The sequence below is a fragment of the Alkalihalobacillus sp. FSL W8-0930 genome (genome assembly GCA_037965595.1).
In the GTDB taxonomy this organism is placed as follows: Bacteria; Bacillota; Bacilli; order Bacillales; family Bacillaceae_D; genus Alkalicoccobacillus.
Genome location: CP150183.1, coordinates 3,575,295 through 3,592,301, shown reverse-complemented (window position 1 = coordinate 3,592,301; position 17,007 = coordinate 3,575,295). Strand labels below are relative to the sequence as shown.

Below are 17,007 nucleotides of genomic sequence, written 5' to 3'. Positions count from 1 at the left end.
GGTATGAATGTTCATAAGCTCGGAGATCGTGTCATGTACTATTGTGACATTCTGATGCGGCTCGCCATCCTAAACCTGCTGTGGTTAGGATTTACTCTGCTGGGTTTAGGGGTATTTGGCTGGGCACCTGCATCACAGGCACTCTTTCGAATGATAGGGCAAGCGTACAGTGCCAATGGGTTAACGGAAGTCCCCCTTAAAGCAATGTATCATCAATTTAGAAGAAGTTTTAAACATGAGTTTATTCGTGCTAACCTAATGGGTTGGGGAATTCTTCTTGCCCTTTTGCTGCTTTTAGTAAGCGGCCGAGCGATGATTCTAATGGAGACTGGATTGTTTCCTAGAATGATCCTACTCACTACTCTTTTCCTCTTTTTATCTGTGTTATTTTTTTCGTTTCCGCTTAACGTTTATCGAAACGAATCATTTGTTCAGACGATTCGAAGTACGTTAACGATTGGCATTGCAAATGTTCATTTAGTCGTTGTTTTACTTTTTGTTTTGGGTTCATCAATTATTTTGTGTATCCTTTTCCCAGGGCTCATTCTTTTTTACGGAATTAGTGTTCCTGCGGCCATTGTCATGAAGGTAGCCACACATATTTTTGATCGAATTGGTTTTACCATTATTCAAGAATCGATGTAGAGGGTGGCTTAGGCTTCCCTTTATTTTTGTTGGCAGCATTTGATAAAATGAATTGAAAGCGATATCAAAATAATTTGTAGATAGGATCATTACTATGGATCTATTTAAGAGGTACAAGATTAGGCATATTTTATTTGGTAGCATCACTACTTTTACACTCTTACTTCTCTTAACGATTATAGCCGTTACCTATCAACTAACTACAGAAGAAAATACCAAGAAAACGATTTCCCATCAGGTAGAGAAATTAACCCTCTTAAGCCGAGAGTTAAGTAGTGAGCTAAGTAGCTTTCAGGAAACCTCTATTGGGCTATCACGTCAAAAAGCATTTCAAGAGTTGATGAGACAATCTAGAGAAATGGATTCTGATTCTAGTTCTGCGTTATCAAGGCAAAGAACACTTGTTGATCTTGATTTTTCAAACGTTATTTATAGTGTTCCTGGGCTTCACTCAATTTCCATTTATATGGACCATCCACCAGTAAATTCACAACATCCTGTTCAATTTCAAACAATGGAGATGTTTCGTTCTTTTCCAGGGGCAAATGAACTTGCAGATGTGACAGCAGCATGGCTAGGAGAGAGGAAGGTGAATCTTCTATTTGGTGAAGAGGATGTAGTGAGTTATGGTAGAAACGTCTATTCTTCTAGAGGGGACTTAATTGGTGTCCTGGTCTTGAATATTCAAAAGGACTTTATTGAAGATTGGTTACGAGATAAGGGAGACACGTCTAACTTATTTGTTCTAGATGGAGATGGATCTCTGCTTTCCCATCCTCCAGATCATGATGAGTTTCTTGAATTCCAACCCTACTTAAAACAATTGTCATCAATATTACAGAACAGAAGGGGAGTCACTGAACAGGCTGAGCTAACAAGTGATGGGGATTTAGTCGTCTCTAGTGCAGTTCCATCCTCAAACTGGACGTTAATGGAAGTAACACCGAAAGATTTAATCACGGCTGGAAGTAAAAAGATCGCAATATGGTTGTCCGGAATTGGACTCATTTCTATCATTTTTGTGACCATTACCATGCTGTACTTAACGAAGAAGTTTACAGAGCCAATTATTCAATTAAAAGACGTGATGCAAACCTATCCTCAGTCATCATCAGCGACGCATGAACTACCAAATGATTATCAAAATGAGTTTGGCTATCTTTTTGATGGATACCTTCAGCTTGTTGAACGAAGCGATTCATTGTATGCATCTGTATTACAAAAAACAAAAAGGCAGCGAATTGCAGAAAGTAAGGCACTTCAAGCAAATATTAATCCGCATTTTCTCTACAATACGTTAGATCAGCTGAACTGGCGAGCGATTGAAAGAGGCGACGATGATATGAGTAAGATGCTTGAGCTGCTCGGAAACATGTTGCGTATTGGTTTATCAAAGGGGATCAGTCATCTATCTATACCAGAGGAATTAGACTATCTGAAGCATTATTTGGAGCTTCAGAAGATTAATAGGGATGGAAAGTTAGACTATCAAATACGGACGAGTGGGGACCTATCTTCCTATTATCTCCCTAAGCTAACACTACAACCATTTGTTGAAAATGCAGTCATTCATGGCTTAACGAATAAAAATGATGGTTTTATTCAAGTGACAATAGAAGAAAAATCACAGTCGTTACTCATTGATATCTCAGATAACGGTAGAGGGTTATCAAGGAATCAGAACGAGCGAACATCCTTTGATACAGGCGGTTACGGTATAGCAAATGTAAAAGAAAGGCTCGCAGTCTATTTTGGTGATAAAGCCTCGATTACATTAGAAAATAATCAAATCGAAGGTGTAACAGCTAAAGTGATCATTCCTAAAGTAGATGCTCATTTTTTTCATTTGCTAAATCAAGATGAGGAGGGGGCAACATAATTGTGGAAAGTGGTGTTAATTGATGATGATGAACGGGTGTTACGCGGGTTAAAAATGATTATTCCTTGGCAGGAGCTAGAATGTCAGTGGGCCGGGCAAGCTAGAGACGGTGTAGAAGGCATTCAACTTGTGAAGGAGACAAAGCCCGATGTTATTATGACAGACATTTACATGCCAGTGAAGAATGGATTAGATATGATTGAAGAGCTGCAGGATTGGGGCTATGATGGTCAGGTCATTGTTTTAAGTGGATACAATGATTTTGAATATGCCAGAAAAGCGTTACGGCTTCAAATCAATGACTATCTTTCTAAGCCAGCTTCAAAGGAAACCATTCGAACAGTGTTTCAACAAACAATTGCTCGTTTGGAGGAGAAGAAGCAGGAGGATCAGATGGAACGAGAATGGCTGGAGTCGATGATGACTGACGCAATGAGAATCAATTGGGCGCTCATTCGTGAAGGTAATTTACATTCATCAGGTGCACTGACTCGAGCTAATGTTACGGATCGTTTTTTAACAAGCAATCAACATTTACAAGATTCTATAAAACAAGCAGATGAAAAAACAGCGATCAAACTGATTCGAACGATTTATGAAGTAGTCGAGAACGAGACCTATCACGAACAAACTGCCATTCAATTGGGGATACAGATCTGGACAATTATTACGTACAGCTTATATGAGATTGGTATACGGTTAGATGACTTATCTTTAAGCGATGATGATATCTATAATCGTTTATCTCATTACCAATCCTGGAATGAATCTGTTCAATTATTTGAGGGCATTGTTGTTGAGGTATGTCAAAGCCAACAATGGGATGAGAATCTTAAGCACCGTCAATTAGTAGAGCAAATGCTAGAGTCGATTCAACAACGTATGAATGAAAATATTACGCTTTCAGATCTTGCAGAAGAACTATTCATCTCTAGAAATTATCTAGGACAAATTTTTAGGAAGATTGTAGGGGAGTCATTTAAGGACTATTTGCTTCGGGTTCGTATGGAGAAGGCAAAAAAGATGATATACGAGGGTTCCTACCTAATCTATGAGATTTCAGAAAAGGTTGGATATACGAATCCTGCCTATTTCTCAAGTGCATTCAAAAAATACAGTGGACAGACTCCGACCGAGCTTATACAAAAGAGGGCAAGAATAAAATAGCCGAACACATCCATAAGAATGGTTCGGCTTAAACCTACTTACCTATTGAATCGATACATCATGTAAAACTAAGACGCCAGTTGGGCTTTCCCAGAAGCCTTTTACTTCGTCTCTGACACCAACTAAAAATTCCTCATGAATGAGTGGTTGGATGATACTATCATCGGCAATCATTGTTTGAATTTCGCTATAAAGCTCAAGGCGTTCGTCTTCGTCCTCGCTTTTACGTGCTTCTTCAATCAGCTCATCTATGTCATCGCGAGCCACAAATGTACGGTTTCCTTGTGCTCCTTGGTTAGCAGAGTGGAAAAGAGATAAGCCCATATCTGCATCACCATTTACGGTAGACCAGCTTAAGATAAAGAGTTCCTGTTCCCCTTGATTCGTTAAATCAAGGAACGCACCCCATTCATTAACTTGGATCGATACATTTACACCAATTTGACTAAGCGCTGACTGGATGTATTCAGCCATATCTGTTCGCTCACGCTGATCACTTGTGTTGAGCGTAATGTCGAGTCCATCTGGGTATCCTGCTTCTGCAAGGAGTTCTTTTGCTTTTTCGATATCATATTCGTTAAATACAATTGAATCATCATGTCCAAAGATTTTAGGAGCTAGTGGAGTCTTTGCTTCAATGCCAACTCCGTTAAAAATTCCTTCTAAAATATCAGTACGATTAATGGCTAAAGAAAAAGCCTCACGAACAAGAGGATCAGCTAAAATCTCATTCTTTTGGTTAAATCCAAGATATAAAAGGGCAACACTTTCTGTTTGATTCACGTGGATGCCGTCTGTCGCTTCAAAACGATTCAAGTCACTTGCACTTACGTTATTAACAATGTGACTTGCGCCAGTCTCCAGATTGGCAATTCGGGTACCCCCTTCAGGAATGACTTGGAAGGTTACACTATCTACCTTAGCAGGCTCACCCCAATAGTCATCATTTTTTAAAAGCTTGATAGATTGTCCTGAATTCCAGCTATCAAATGTAAAATAACCTGTCCCGATTGGGTGTTCATTTAAATAGCTACCTGGTGCTTCGCCATCAGCCATGGCTTGATAATCTTCTTCAATTGCAACAGGACTCATCATTGCTGCTCCGTAATGAGCCAGGTTAGCAGGCAGTGGAGCAAACGGGTATTCAGTATGTACACGGACAGTATATGGATCAATCACTTCAACTTCACTAATCATCTCAAACAAAAATGCTCGAGGTGAGGCAACCTCAGGATCAAGTACACGATCAAGGTTCGCTTTTACGGCATCTGCATTAAACTCAGTCCCATCATGGAACGTCACATCTTCTCGTAAATAGAATTCCCATTCCGTATCATTTATTTGCTTCCAGTCTTCAGCAAGACCAGGTTCTAAATTTAGCTCCTCATCTTGAGTGACAAGAGACTCAAATATATTGGAGGTTACATTACTTGATGCTGTATCATTTGAGCCATGCAAATCTAACGTCACAGCTTCTGATTGCATGTCAACAACAAGATCTCCTCCTGTCGTGCTTGCTGTTCCTTCTGAATCCGTGCTATCGCTTGCGCAACCAACCAGTACAAGTGCGCTGAGTGAGGCGACAACAGCCCCTAACCCCAAAAATGACTTCTTTTGCATTTTTCCACTCCTCTTAATTCTCTCTATAATCTGAACCTTTATCACTATAACGTGAAAAAGCATGACAGACAATATAAAAATCCCTGTTGGCCTATCAAGTCAACAGGGAATTATCGGTTATGCTGGGTTTTTCCAATTGGTAATATCTTCTTCAAGAGATAGGTTGTCGGCTCTTGCCTTTGTTGCGGCTTTGAAGAATAATGCCGTGATACCAAGCGTGATCACTGCTCCAACTAAATAGGAGATGTTCATACTCAGTCCGAATCCAATCGGTGCATTTAAAATATAGGTCGCACAAGCCATCGTCATAAAGACACCTGGAATGACGGCAATCCAGTAGTTTCGTTTAGCGATAAATAAATACATGCTGCCTACCCAAAGCGCAATAACCGCGGTTGATTGGTTTGCCCAAGAGAAATATCTCCATAGCATAGTGAAATCAACGGTAGTCAGAAAGACCGAGATGACAAACAAAGGAAGTGCAATCCAAAGGCGGCTGGCAATCTTTTTCTGTGAAATGTTAAAGTAATCTGCAATAATCATCCGCGCACTGCGGAATGCGGTGTCACCTGATGTGATCGGTAAAATGATTACACCAAGAATAGCAAGTGTTCCAAAAACAGAGCCTAGCATAAGTGTAGAAGCTTCTGCTACGATACCTGCTGTTCCAATGGTATTGATTAATTCATTCAGACTGACAGGGCCATCAAACAGACTCATGGCAGCAGCTGCCCAAATCATCGCGATGATACCTTCTGCAATCATCATGCCATAAAAAATCCTACGTCCCTGACTTTCGTTTTGAGTCGTTCTTGAGATGATAGGAGACTGTGTTGCGTGAAATCCTGACAGAGCTCCACAAGAAATCGTTAGGAACAACAATGGAAAGATCGGAACATTATCAGGATGAAAATTTGTAATAGACAACTCAGGAATAGCCGCTTGATTCACAATTAGACCAATCCCAATCCCAAGCGCACTAATAAGTAACAGGGCACCAAAGTACGGATAAATACTTCCGATGATTTTATCAATCGGTAGAATCGTCGCCAATATAAAATAAATAAAGATAATGACAATAAAAATAATAGCTGGTACGGTTCCGTTTGTTAGATCTACTAGAAGATCAGCTGGTGACGTAACAAATACGGTTCCTACTAACAATAAAAGCAGAATGGAAAAGGCGTTAACAACATGTCTCATGACCTTCCCAAGAAATTTACCCGCCAGTGCTGGAAGGTGGGCACCACCATGGCGAATAGAGATCATTCCTGTTAAGTAATCATGAACAGCTCCAGCAAAGATACAGCCAAACACAATCCATAAGAAAGCGACGGGACCATAGAGAGCGCCCATAATCGGTCCGAATATAGGTCCGATCCCTGCAATACTTATTAATTGAATAAGTGAGTTTTTGTTGATACTCATCGGTAAATAATCAACACCGTCACCCTTCGTGTAAGCAGGTGTCGTACGTTCCGGTTTTGGAACGAATATCTTTTCAACAATCTTGCCATATGTGAAATATCCTACGATTAGTAAGACGATACCACCAAGAAATGTAAACATCTTGCTCCCCCTATCACTATCTGAATGCGTTTACATTATTGTAATAGGAATTGGAGCACGATTGGTAAAATTAAGGGTAACATGTTGAAATGAAGCTGTATGATGTAGAAGAAAGAGGTTAAGTTGCAGGAGCTTTGAAATTAAAGCTCCAGTCGTTTTCTTAGTTCTCTTACATAGTTTCTACTTACAGCTAATTGTTCTTTTTGGCCTTCAACCTCAAGCTGGTACGCGCCATTAAACCAAGGAGTTAGTTTTGTAACAGCTTGTAAGTTCACTAAATAGCTTTTATGAATGCGAAAGAAAGAAAAAGGGACAAGCCTTGTTTCTAATTCTTTAAGTGTTGTCTTTGCCTCATAATGCCCTTTAGAAGAAACAATCCGAGTGACTTTATCGTCTCGATAGATGTAGAGAATGTCAAAAGGATCTAAGAAAAAGATATCCCCCTCGGCTTCTACTGCAAGCTTACCTGTCGTAACAGGAGTACTCGAAGGTTCTACTAGTAATCGTTGTTCAATTCGATTCACCGTCTCCTTGAGTTGATCCTCGTCATAGGGCTTCAGTAAATAGTCAATGGCTTCATAACGAAATGCTTCGGCTGCAAATTGAGGATGAGCCGTTGCAAATACGATGAGTGGTACGTTACGAAGTTCTTTTAAGGAATCTGCGGCCTTCATTCCGTTCATAACAGGCATTTCAATATCTAAAAAAACGAGATCTGGTTGCAACTGAGTGGCTTGGACGATACAGGCTTCCCCCGTATCTGCCTCACCTATAATTTCAATGCGATCATAAGACTTGAGAAGATAGATCAGTTCCTCGCGATTATAGCGTTCATCATCAACGATGAGTGTTCGGATGGTTTGTGACATGTTCTTTTTCCTCCATTAAAGGAATAACAAAGCGTACGCAAGTCCCTTTGTTCGGTTCGCTCTCAAATTGAAGTGCAGCTCTAGAGCCAAACATAAGTGTAAGTCTTCGATTTATATTGTGCAAGGCAAGCCCTGATCCTGTTTCTGAAGGGACATGACGGTGTTTTAATAATTCAATTTTATCGTCATCCATGCCTTGTCCTGAGTCTGTGACCATGACGTGAATACAGTCCTGTAGCCTTTTAATCTCGATCGTTAATGTACAGTGTCTGTCTAATGGATAAATCCCATGTTTGATCGCATTTTCAACAATCGGTTGAAGAGTCAATGGAGGGAGCATTTCGTGCAAACAGCTCTCATCAATATCATAAACAACCGTAAACTTATTCTGGAAACGTGTTTCCTCAATCATTAGATAAGCCTTCATATGCCTGAGCTCCTGCTCAAATGTAATCGAGCTTTCTGTTGTGGCAGATAAATTTTGATGTAAAAAGTGTGAGAGTGAAACAAGCAATTTCCGTGCTTTCATGGGATCTACACGAATGAGTGACGTAATTGTATTTAATGAGTTGAATAGAAAGTGCGGACTAATCTGTGCTTGAAGGGCATTAATTTCAGCTTCTTGTGCCAGCTTATACGCTTGATCCGCACTAGATATTTCTAATTGGCTACTTAAAAGAGAGCTTAGTCCAGAGATTAACTCAATCGAGAGAGGACTAATTTCTTTAGCAGAGTGAAAATAAAATTTTAACGTCCCGATTGTTTTGTCCCGCTGTTTTAATGGGGCAATGACGGCAGCTCCTAACGGACACTGGGCATGCGCACAGTGGATCATCTGATCTTTAGCTATTACAAGCTGACCACTTCTAATCGCATCTCGTGTTACCTGCGTTTGAATGGGGCTTTTTTCTTGATGATGGTCACTAGCCATCCCCACATGAGCAAGAATGTTTGTCTGATTTGTCATGGAAACAGCAATTGTTTGCGTTTCATTATGAAGGATCTCACAAACGGCGTGCGCGGATTTGGCTGTCAGCCCTTTACGCAAGTGAACAAGCGTTTGATCGGCGATTCGAAGAGAAAGCTGTGTTTGGGATGCTCCGATTTTATCTTCTTGTTGGATGACTGTTTTCATAATTAGAAGAAACAATGCACAACCCAACCCATTCGCGATAATCATGGGCAAGGCTATCATCTCAATTAATGCAAGTGCACGATCAAGAGGTCTAGCCAGGAGGAAGATTAACAGCATCTGGATCGCTTCTGCACCGGCACCGATCCATAAAGCCTTGGATAGTGTAGGACGCTGGTTGTCTTTACGAAAGAGTCCGGCAAGATAACCTGCTAATATGGATGCGATGCCACATGGAAATGCCGTATACCCACCTAAGAAAAAGCGGTGCACTCCCGCAATGAGACCAGCACCCATTCCTACTTTATATCCCCCAAGAAGGCCAGCCAGCACTACTCCAATTACACGAAAATTGGCAATGGCTTCATCTGTCTGGATATCTGTTGCCCAGATTGCAAACTCAGAGGTTGATGTGTTAAAGGTAAAACCTGAATACGTTCCGATAATGCCAAAGAGACCAAAAAAGCACACGGCAATCACTTGTTGACGAACCGTTAGCTTGGTAGATGTAATTAAGTGGCGAAAGAAACCAAAACGAGTTAGGATAAAAGCAATCATAACAATAATCCCAAGACGCTCGAGCATTGTAATAAGTAGTTCAAACATAGATGGTGCCTCACTTTACCAAGTAGTATGAATAGCTTTGATGGAAGTATATCACAAGTCGACACACGTCCATTTCATAGGGAAGAGCAAATAAAGAGGTGAGTAAATGAAGAATAAAATCCTTAAGCATCTCATGCCACTAACGGATGAGGAACGAGACATTCTCGCCAATCCAAAGGTTTCGCACACGCGCTATTCATCACAGGAGCACTTCACGACAGTGGAAAGTAAAAAGTTCCTGGCGAACAATGAAACGATTATGGTACGAAAGCATACTCGATTTGTTGAGTTTCCTAAGCATAGGCATGATTACATAGAGATGAGTTATGTTCTCCAAGGCTCCCTCACTCAAACAATTGCTGGGAAACGGATGCAATTAAAAGAAGGAGAGCTTATGTTCTTGAATCAACACATTGAACATGAGATTGAACCGTGCCAGAAGGACGATATTATCATCAACTTTATTATTCAGCCAAGTTTTTTTGAGTATATCTTCTCTTTTTTAAACATTCGCGGGCCGGTATACCGCTTTTTAATGGATAGTCTGTACACTTATTCATATCAGGGTCAGTATCTCACCTTTAAAACAGCCAATCACGAAGTTCTACAAACGCATATTCATACGATCATCCATGAAATTCTTCATCCGAATCAAGTGTCAGAGACAAAGGTGAAGCTTCTTCTTGGGTTGGTCCTTGTTGAAATTTCTCAGAACGAGCAAGAGATTGAAGGTGGCGAGATGTTCACCCTTCACACCAACTGGATGCAAGAAATCCACACGTATATCAACCAATCGTATAGTACGGCTACTCTCACTGAGATCGCATCTGTTCTTAATCAGCATGACTATGTGTTAAGTAGAGCCATTAAACAGATGACCAACCAAACATTTAAAGAACTGTTACAAGAAAAGCGCTTATCCGTTGCTTGTGAACTGATGGCAAAAACAGACCTTCCTATCACAATGATTGTGAATCAAGTCGGCTACGATAATGTGAGTTATTTTTATCGGATTTTCAGTAAGAGATATGGAATGACACCAAAAAATTATCGTGAATCCCTAGAAGACCTCTAATCCAATGGAGGTCTTCTTTTTGCAAATAAGGACATATGTTTAGATCTTTCCGGACATAGAGATTAGTAGGCAGTTTTTATATACTAAAAACAAGAAAGCGATTACAAAAGGAGGGTTGAAAACATGTCTTCTACTCATATTGCCGTGGATATTGGTGCTTCAAGTGGTCGGTTGCTTGTAGGTACACTTCAAGATCAAAAGATTGACCTTCAGGAAGTTCACCGATTCCAAAATGCGATGATTCATCGCTCAGGACATTTATGTTGGGATGTAGACGATCTCTTTGCTGAAATAAAGAAGGGTATCCGTATCTGCCATGAAAAAGGGTTTAATCCAAAGACAATTGGAGTGGATACATGGGCTGTGGATTTTGTGTTATTAGACGAAGAAGAACAGCCGTTAGGACCAGTGGTTGCGTATCGTGATGCACGTACTGAAGGCATCATGGAAAAAGTGACGGAGACTCTATCTAAAGATGACATCTACACCAGTACAGGAATTCAATTTCAACCGTTTAATACAATTTATCAGTTTGCTGCTTTAAGACAGTCAAATCCAGAAATTCTTGAGAAGGCTCGATCGTTTTTAATGATTCCTGATTATTTTCACTATCTTCTTACAGGCAAAAAAGTAAACGAATACACAAATGCAACCTCTACTCAGCTGCTACATGCAGATTCAAAGGATTGGGATCAATCTCTATTAAATCATTTGGGCATTAGCCGTGATTTGTTTGAAGAGATTGTTCTACCTGGAACCTCGCTCGGAGGATTGAGGAAAGGGCTTGTCCATGAATTTGGCTTTGATCTGGAGGTTATCGTTCCAGCTACACATGATACGGCGTCCGCGGTTGCAGCTATACCGGAAGCAAAAGAGACGATTTATTTAAGCTCTGGCACGTGGTCTTTGCTTGGCGTGGAGAATGCGGAACCGATATGTAATCAGAGAGCACAAGCCTATAACTTCACAAATGAAGGTGGAGTAGATTATCGCTTTCGGTTCTTAAAGAACATTATGGGCTTTTGGATGATCCAAGAGGTTAAGCGTCTATATGGCGATATCTATTCCTTTGATGAACTTGTCCAAGCAAGCAAAAAAGTGAATAATCCATCTATCATTGATGTGGATCAGCAACGATTTTTGAATCCAGTGAACATGATTGAAGAAATTCAGGCGGCTTGTATGGAAAGTAACCAGCCAGTGCCTGTCAGGTCAGGAGAGATAGCGGCCTGTGTCTTTCATAGCTTAGTAAAAAGCTATCAAGCAGCCATACTCCAGATAGAAGAGATGGTAGGCAGGTCTTATGATCAAGTGAACATTATCGGTGGCGGTGCACAAAACGAATACGTAAATCAACTCGTCGCAAACGTAACGGGAAAGACAGTCATCTCAGGGCCCATCGAAGCAACGGCAATAGGCAATCTATTAGTTCAGATGCGTGCCGCAGGTCTTATCAGCACATTGGCGGATGCTCGTAAGCTAGTAGCAGCATCTTTTTCACTAAAACAATTTATCCCACAAAAAGGAGAGATTCCTCATGGCTAACACACCATTTGAAGAAGCAAAATCTCATTATGAGCGTTTTGGAGTAAATGTGGAAGACGCATTTCAGAAGCTTTCAACCATCCCTATTTCTGTGCATTGCTGGCAGGGTGATGATATTGCTGGATTTGAAGTCACAAAAAGAGAGCTTTCGGGAGGGATTGATGTCACAGGTAATTACCCGGGAAAAGCTCGTAATGGGGAAGAACTTCGAGCAGACTTAGACAAAGCATTGTCGCTAATACCAGGTACGCACCGTGTGAATCTTCATGCCATTTATGCAGAAACAGACGGGGAAGAGATTGATCGTGACGCAATTGAACCTAAACACTTTGAAAAGTGGGTTTCTTGGGCAAAGGAAAAAGGAATCGGGCTTGATTTTAATCCAACCGTATTCGCTCATCCAAAGGCCGAGGATGGCCTGACACTTAGTCATCCTGATCCAGAGATTCGTACGTTTTGGATTAACCATTGTAAGGCAAGCAGGAAAATTGCCGCTTATTTTGGCAAAGAACTTGGAACACCTTCCTTAGTTAACATTTGGGTGCCAGATGGATATAAGGACACTCCTAGTGACCGTTTAACGCCTAGAAAGAGATTAAAAGAATCATTAGATGAAATTTTTTCAGAGGAATATGATGAGAGCCTTGTCCTAGATGCAGTTGAAAGCAAGCTATTTGGTATTGGTTCAGAAGCCTATGTTGTTGGGTCTCATGAGTTTTATCTAAGCTATGCTCAACAGAATAACAAGCTGTGTTTGCTTGATTCAGGACATTTTCATCCAACAGAAACGATTTCAAATAAACTATCATCCTTACTTTTGTTTAATGAAAAGGTAGCACTTCACGTGTCACGCCCTGTTCGTTGGGACAGTGATCATGTTGTTACATTTGATGATGAACTAAAAGAAATTGCTCATGAAATCATCCGAGCAGATGCACATGAACGAGTGAACATTGGTCTGGATTTCTTTGATGCTAGTATCAACCGTGTCGCAGCTTGGACCATTGGTACACGGAACACAGTGAAGGCCTTGCTCTATGCATTGCTTGAACCAACTGATCATTTAAAAGAACTGCAAGAACAAGGAAATTTCACAGAGCGATTGGCATTACTTGAGGAATTTAAGACGTATCCGTTTGGAGCAATCTGGGATGAATACTGCCTGAGACAACAAGTGCCTGTGAAAGAAAGCTGGTTAAACGAGGTAAAGCAATACGAGGAAAACGTTCAATCTAAACGCGCATAGTTAAACCCAATAGAAAAGGACTGATTAGAATGGTAAAAAACCTTTGGAATCAACAAGAAGCAGAACAAAAACAAGGATTAGATGAACTGGTCTACCGCTCTAACCTAATTGGTTCAGACCGAGCAGTATGTAACTGGGGTGGTGGAAATACGTCCATGAAAACAACAGAAATTGATTTTCGTGGACGCGAAGTAGACGTCATGTGGGTGAAGGGTAGCGGATCCGATCTAGCAACGATGGGTGCGAAGAACTTTACCGGGCTGCGCCTTGATGACATTCATCCTCTGTTTGAAAAAGATGAAATGCCAGATGCAGAAATGGTGGCATACTTAGAGAATTGCATGCTGAGTCAAAAGCATCCGCGTGCATCGATTGAAACATTGCTTCATGCATTTCTTCCTTTTAAGCATGTAGATCACACGCATCCTGATGCAATCATTAGCCTGTGCTGCGCAGACAATGGTCAAGAGATTGCAAAGGAGATTTACGGAGACCGCTTTGTATGGGTGCCTTATATTCGCCCTGGGTTCACGCTCTCTAAAATGATTGCAGAAGGTGTGCAAAACAATCCAAACGCTGAGCTTGTTCTGATGGAGAAACACGGTCTGGTTGTTTGGGGAGACACGGCACAAGAGAGCTATGAACGAACGATTTCAACCATTAATGAAGCAGAAGCGTTTATTCAGTCAAAGCAGGATGTCCCTTTTGGTGGGGAAAAAGTAAGCTCATTATCCGGAGAAGAACGCAAAGATCTATTATCTAGCGTGATGCCTGTCATTCGTGGTCAAGTAAGCCAGCAGGAAAAGGCGCTCCTCACATATGATGATGGTGAACATATTCTTGAGTTTGTAAATAGTCACGATGCAAAAGCGTTATCTCAAGTAGGTGCGGCCTGCCCGGATCATCTTGTTCATACGAAACGTGTACCACTTTTTATTGATTGGGAGCCAGATGCAAAGGATACAGCTGGTTTGGTGGAAAAGCTTGTTGAGGGCATTGCTTCATACAAAGAAGAATACAAAGCCTACTTTGAAGCAAACCAGTCAGAAGGCGACATCATGTTTGATCCATCTCCGCGTGTCATTTTAATACCTGGTATCGGAATGGTGAACACAGGGAAAAGCCTTGCGAATGCTAAGGTAAGTGGAGCCCTTTATACGCGTGCAATCTCCGTTATGAAAGGGACAACTGCTCTTGGTCAATTCGTTTCTTTAAATGAAGAAGAATCATTCCAAATTGAGTACTGGCCGCTTGAATTATATAAGCTTTCGCTTGCACCAGCAGAGGCTGAATTTTCACGTAAAGTTGCCTTTGTTACAGGTGGAGCAGGAGGAATCGGAAGTGAAACATGCCGTCAGTACGTCAGTCAGGGTTCACATGTAGTCATTGCAGACTTAAATCTCGAGGGCGCACAGAAGGTGGCTGATGAGATTAATGCAGAACATGGTGCGGGACGTGCCATTGCCATTAAGATGGACGTAACAGATGAGGATGCAATCGTGTCTGCTTTTGCTGAGGTTGCCCGAACATATGGTGGACTGGACATGCTTGTTAATAATGCAGGGCTAGCTACATCAAGCCCGTTTGACGAAACAAGCTTAAAAGAATGGAATTTGAACATGAATGTGCTTGGAACGGGCTATTTCCTCGTCTCTCGTGAAGCCTTTAAGCTAATGAAGAAGCAGTCCATTGGGGGAAGCATGGTCTTTATCGGTTCGAAAAACTCAGTGTATGCAGGAAAAAATGTATCTGCATACAGCTCGGTGAAGGCGCTTGAAGCTCATTTGGCACGTACCATTGCTGCAGAGGGTGGAGACTTCGGAATCCGTGTGAATACGGTATTACCTGATGCAGTCTTACAGGGGTCAGCGATCTGGGGATCTGCTTGGCGCGAAGAGCGTGCCGCAGCATACGGCATTAAACCAGAAGAGCTTGAGGATCACTACAAAAAGCGTACGACACTTGGTGTGATGATTCTTCCAAAGGATATTGCTGATGCTATTCTGTTTTTATCCTCGTCAAAATCAGAAAAAACAACAGGCTGCATGATTACCGTAGATGGTGGAGTTCCTGCAGCATTTACAAGGTAATAAAGAAGAGGACGAACCAAATGATAGTTGGCTCGTCCTTTTTCTTATGACAAAGAAGAAACTAGTTGCTTTAATGCGTCCTCGATTGGAGTGACAGGGCGACCAAGAACTGTCTCAAAGTCACTTTTCTCTGTTGCTAGACTGCCTACGCGAATGCTTTCTTGGATGCCAACAACAATCGGAATCGCAAAGTCTGGTACGCCAGCTTGTTTCATGGCTTCTGCATACTCGTCGTCGCTAACCTGCTTCAAAGTGATATCTTTTCCAGTAACAGACTCTAAATGTCCAACGAGTTCTTCCTGCGTGTAAAGAGGACCAGCAAGCTCATACGTTGTAAAATCATGCCCCTCTTCTGTTATCACACGTGCAGCGGCCTCTGCATAATCCTGCTGCAGTGCCCAGCCAACTTTCCCTGAACCAGCTGAGGTAATCCAAGGAGCACCTTGGAGGGAGGCTTTAATACTGTCCGCTTCATTTTCTAAATACCAGTTGTTACGTAAGAAAGAATATGGAATACCCGTTTCTTTAATAGCAGCTTCAGTCGCTACATGTGGCGGTGCCATTAGATTTTGACTGTTGGTTGCATCCGCTAAACTTGTATATGCAATAAACGAAACACCTGCTTGTTTTGCGGCTTCAACTGCTTGGGTATGTTGCTTGATTCTTGTTTCATTGTCTCCGTCTGCAGAGATTAAAAGCAGACGATCAATACCGGTAAATGCTTTTTCAAGAGATGCAGGGTCATTAAAGTCCGCTTGGCGAACATCAACTCCTAATTCTTTTAGATCCTTAGCTTTCTCGGGGTTACGCACGCTAACTGCGAGTTCACTTGCAGAAATGCGAGTAAGAACAGATTGAACAATTTTAGATCCAAGACGGCCTGTTGCACCAGTGATTAATGTTTTCATATGAAAAGCCTCCTAAGTTTTTAATCAACTTGTAATTACTTTTATTACATGTATCTATAATAGTTACAAGTTTTGTTTTTGTCAACATATTGTATGACCCATTCATAAGCCCACATATTGTTCGTCTTACCAAACTGTACTATACTTGTAATAGCATTTGTTACAAGAATGGATGGTGCAATATGTCGATTAGTAGTCGATTTTCAGTAGGGATACATCTGTTATCTCTTTTAGATATAGATAAGGATCAACCAGAAATAAATACATCGGAGTTTTTAGCAGGAAGTGTGAATACAAATCCTGCCGTTGTTCGCAAAATCATCGGGATGCTCAGGAATGCTGGACTTGTGAAGACAAGGCCAGGTAAAGCAGGGGCGGAGCTTGCAAAGGATTTATCCGAGGTGACGCTGCTTGACGTGTACAAGGCCGTAGAAGCAGTGAAGGAAAATCAATTGTTTAGTATTCACGATCAACCGAATCCAAAGTGTATTGTCGGACGCAACATACAGCATTCCATTGGTGAGCATTTCAATGAGGCACAGCAAGCCTTAGAGCGATCATTAGAAAAAACAACAGTGGACCAGGTTGTCCGCCAAATCGAGAAGGACGAGGCGCCACAAGAGAGCAACTGATCATCTTGTTGTTTGTGGTATCGT

The 17,007-nt window shown here is 41.4% G+C and carries 13 protein-coding genes; 8 read left to right on the top strand and 5 right to left on the bottom strand.

The window, feature by feature from the left end; translation table 11 throughout:
• Window positions 1-3: 3 nt before the first annotated feature.
• From NSQ54_18600 to NSQ54_18590, 3 genes are all read left to right on the top strand, one after another.
• Window positions 4-645, top strand: coding sequence for a DUF624 domain-containing protein (locus tag NSQ54_18600; GenBank protein WYP26314.1), 642 nt, complete (start codon window positions 4-6; stop codon window positions 643-645).
• A gap of 94 nt (window positions 646-739) precedes the next feature.
• On the top strand, window positions 740-2,524 hold the full coding sequence (locus tag NSQ54_18595) for a sensor histidine kinase (GenBank protein WYP26313.1): 1,785 nt from the start codon (window positions 740-742) through the stop codon (window positions 2,522-2,524).
• A 9-nt stretch (window positions 2,525-2,533) separates the two neighbouring features.
• Window positions 2,534-3,691: a response regulator transcription factor gene (locus tag NSQ54_18590; GenBank protein WYP28590.1), complete on the top strand. Its 1,158-nt coding sequence runs from the start codon at window positions 2,534-2,536 to the stop codon at window positions 3,689-3,691.
• A 42-nt stretch (window positions 3,692-3,733) separates the two neighbouring features.
• On the opposite strand, the gene NSQ54_18585 is transcribed toward NSQ54_18590, so the two are convergent.
• From NSQ54_18585 to NSQ54_18570, 4 genes are all read right to left on the bottom strand, one after another.
• On the bottom strand, window positions 3,734-5,311 hold the full coding sequence (locus tag NSQ54_18585; protein WYP26312.1) for a glutathione ABC transporter substrate-binding protein: 1,578 nt from the start codon (window positions 5,309-5,311) through the stop codon (window positions 3,734-3,736).
• A 117-nt stretch (window positions 5,312-5,428) separates the two neighbouring features.
• Window positions 5,429-6,880 (bottom strand): carbon starvation CstA family protein, encoded by a 1,452-nt coding sequence (locus tag NSQ54_18580; GenBank protein ID WYP26311.1) that lies wholly within the window; start codon window positions 6,878-6,880, stop codon window positions 5,429-5,431.
• Window positions 6,881-7,020: 140 nt separating this feature from the next.
• A complete protein-coding gene (locus NSQ54_18575; GenBank protein WYP26310.1) occupies window positions 7,021-7,749 on the bottom strand; it encodes a LytTR family DNA-binding domain-containing protein in 729 nt (242 codons plus the stop codon).
• On the bottom strand, window positions 7,718-9,487 hold the full coding sequence (locus NSQ54_18570) for a LytS/YhcK type 5TM receptor domain-containing protein (GenBank protein ID WYP26309.1): 1,770 nt from the start codon (window positions 9,485-9,487) through the stop codon (window positions 7,718-7,720). Before NSQ54_18570 ends, NSQ54_18575 begins: the two co-directional genes overlap by 32 nt.
• Window positions 9,488-9,593: 106 nt before the next feature.
• Here NSQ54_18570 and NSQ54_18565 point away from each other — a divergent pair, with 106 nt between their 5' ends.
• The 4 genes from NSQ54_18565 to NSQ54_18550 all read left to right on the top strand — a co-directional run bounded on the left by NSQ54_18565 (window position 9,594) and on the right by NSQ54_18550 (window position 15,443).
• A complete protein-coding gene (locus tag NSQ54_18565) occupies window positions 9,594-10,562 on the top strand; it encodes an AraC family transcriptional regulator (protein WYP26308.1) in 969 nt (322 codons plus the stop codon).
• A 123-nt stretch (window positions 10,563-10,685) separates the two neighbouring features.
• Window positions 10,686-12,107, top strand: a complete 1,422-nt coding sequence (gene rhaB / locus NSQ54_18560) for a rhamnulokinase (protein WYP26307.1) — start codon at window positions 10,686-10,688, stop codon at window positions 12,105-12,107.
• The gene (gene rhaA, locus NSQ54_18555) at window positions 12,100-13,353 is read left to right on the top strand and encodes an L-rhamnose isomerase (GenBank protein WYP26306.1); all 1,254 of its coding nucleotides are present in this window, start codon (window positions 12,100-12,102) and stop codon (window positions 13,351-13,353) included. The genes rhaB and rhaA overlap by 8 nt, the downstream gene beginning before the upstream one ends.
• A gap of 29 nt (window positions 13,354-13,382) precedes the next feature.
• Window positions 13,383-15,443, top strand: coding sequence for a bifunctional aldolase/short-chain dehydrogenase (locus tag NSQ54_18550; protein ID WYP26305.1), 2,061 nt, complete (start codon window positions 13,383-13,385; stop codon window positions 15,441-15,443).
• 44 nt (window positions 15,444-15,487) lie between these two features.
• Here NSQ54_18550 and NSQ54_18545 read toward each other — a convergent pair whose 3' ends face one another.
• Window positions 15,488-16,351: an SDR family oxidoreductase gene (locus NSQ54_18545; protein ID WYP26304.1), complete on the bottom strand. Its 864-nt coding sequence runs from the start codon at window positions 16,349-16,351 to the stop codon at window positions 15,488-15,490.
• A gap of 182 nt (window positions 16,352-16,533) precedes the next feature.
• Here NSQ54_18545 and NSQ54_18540 point away from each other — a divergent pair, with 182 nt between their 5' ends.
• Window positions 16,534-16,983 carry an Rrf2 family transcriptional regulator gene (locus NSQ54_18540; GenBank protein ID WYP26303.1) on the top strand — a complete coding sequence of 150 codons (450 nt, stop codon included), beginning with the start codon at window positions 16,534-16,536 and terminating at the stop codon, window positions 16,981-16,983.
• The last annotated feature ends 24 nt before the right edge of the window (window positions 16,984-17,007 follow it).

Bases quoted from the DNA above. Each gene is read 5' to 3' on its own strand.
- NSQ54_18545 (WYP26304.1), bottom strand. From the start codon at position 16,351: ATGAAAACATTAATCACTGGTGCAACAGGCCGTCTTGGATCTAAAATT.
- NSQ54_18580 (WYP26311.1), bottom strand. From the start codon at position 6,880: ATGTTTACATTTCTTGGTGGTATCGTCTTACTAATCGTAGGATATTTC.
- NSQ54_18600 (WYP26314.1), top strand. From the start codon at position 4: ATGAATGTTCATAAGCTCGGAGATCGTGTCATGTACTATTGTGACATT.
- NSQ54_18575 (WYP26310.1), bottom strand. From the start codon at position 7,749: ATGTCACAAACCATCCGAACACTCATCGTTGATGATGAACGCTATAAT.
- NSQ54_18595 (WYP26313.1), top strand. From the start codon at position 740: ATGGATCTATTTAAGAGGTACAAGATTAGGCATATTTTATTTGGTAGC.
- rhaB (WYP26307.1), top strand. From the start codon at position 10,686: ATGTCTTCTACTCATATTGCCGTGGATATTGGTGCTTCAAGTGGTCGG.
- NSQ54_18585 (WYP26312.1), bottom strand. From the start codon at position 5,311: ATGCAAAAGAAGTCATTTTTGGGGTTAGGGGCTGTTGTCGCCTCACTC.
- rhaA (WYP26306.1), top strand. From the start codon at position 12,100: ATGGCTAACACACCATTTGAAGAAGCAAAATCTCATTATGAGCGTTTT.
- NSQ54_18550 (WYP26305.1), top strand. From the start codon at position 13,383: ATGGTAAAAAACCTTTGGAATCAACAAGAAGCAGAACAAAAACAAGGA.
- NSQ54_18540 (WYP26303.1), top strand. From the start codon at position 16,534: ATGTCGATTAGTAGTCGATTTTCAGTAGGGATACATCTGTTATCTCTT.
- NSQ54_18565 (WYP26308.1), top strand. From the start codon at position 9,594: ATGAAGAATAAAATCCTTAAGCATCTCATGCCACTAACGGATGAGGAA.
- NSQ54_18570 (WYP26309.1), bottom strand. From the start codon at position 9,487: ATGTTTGAACTACTTATTACAATGCTCGAGCGTCTTGGGATTATTGTT.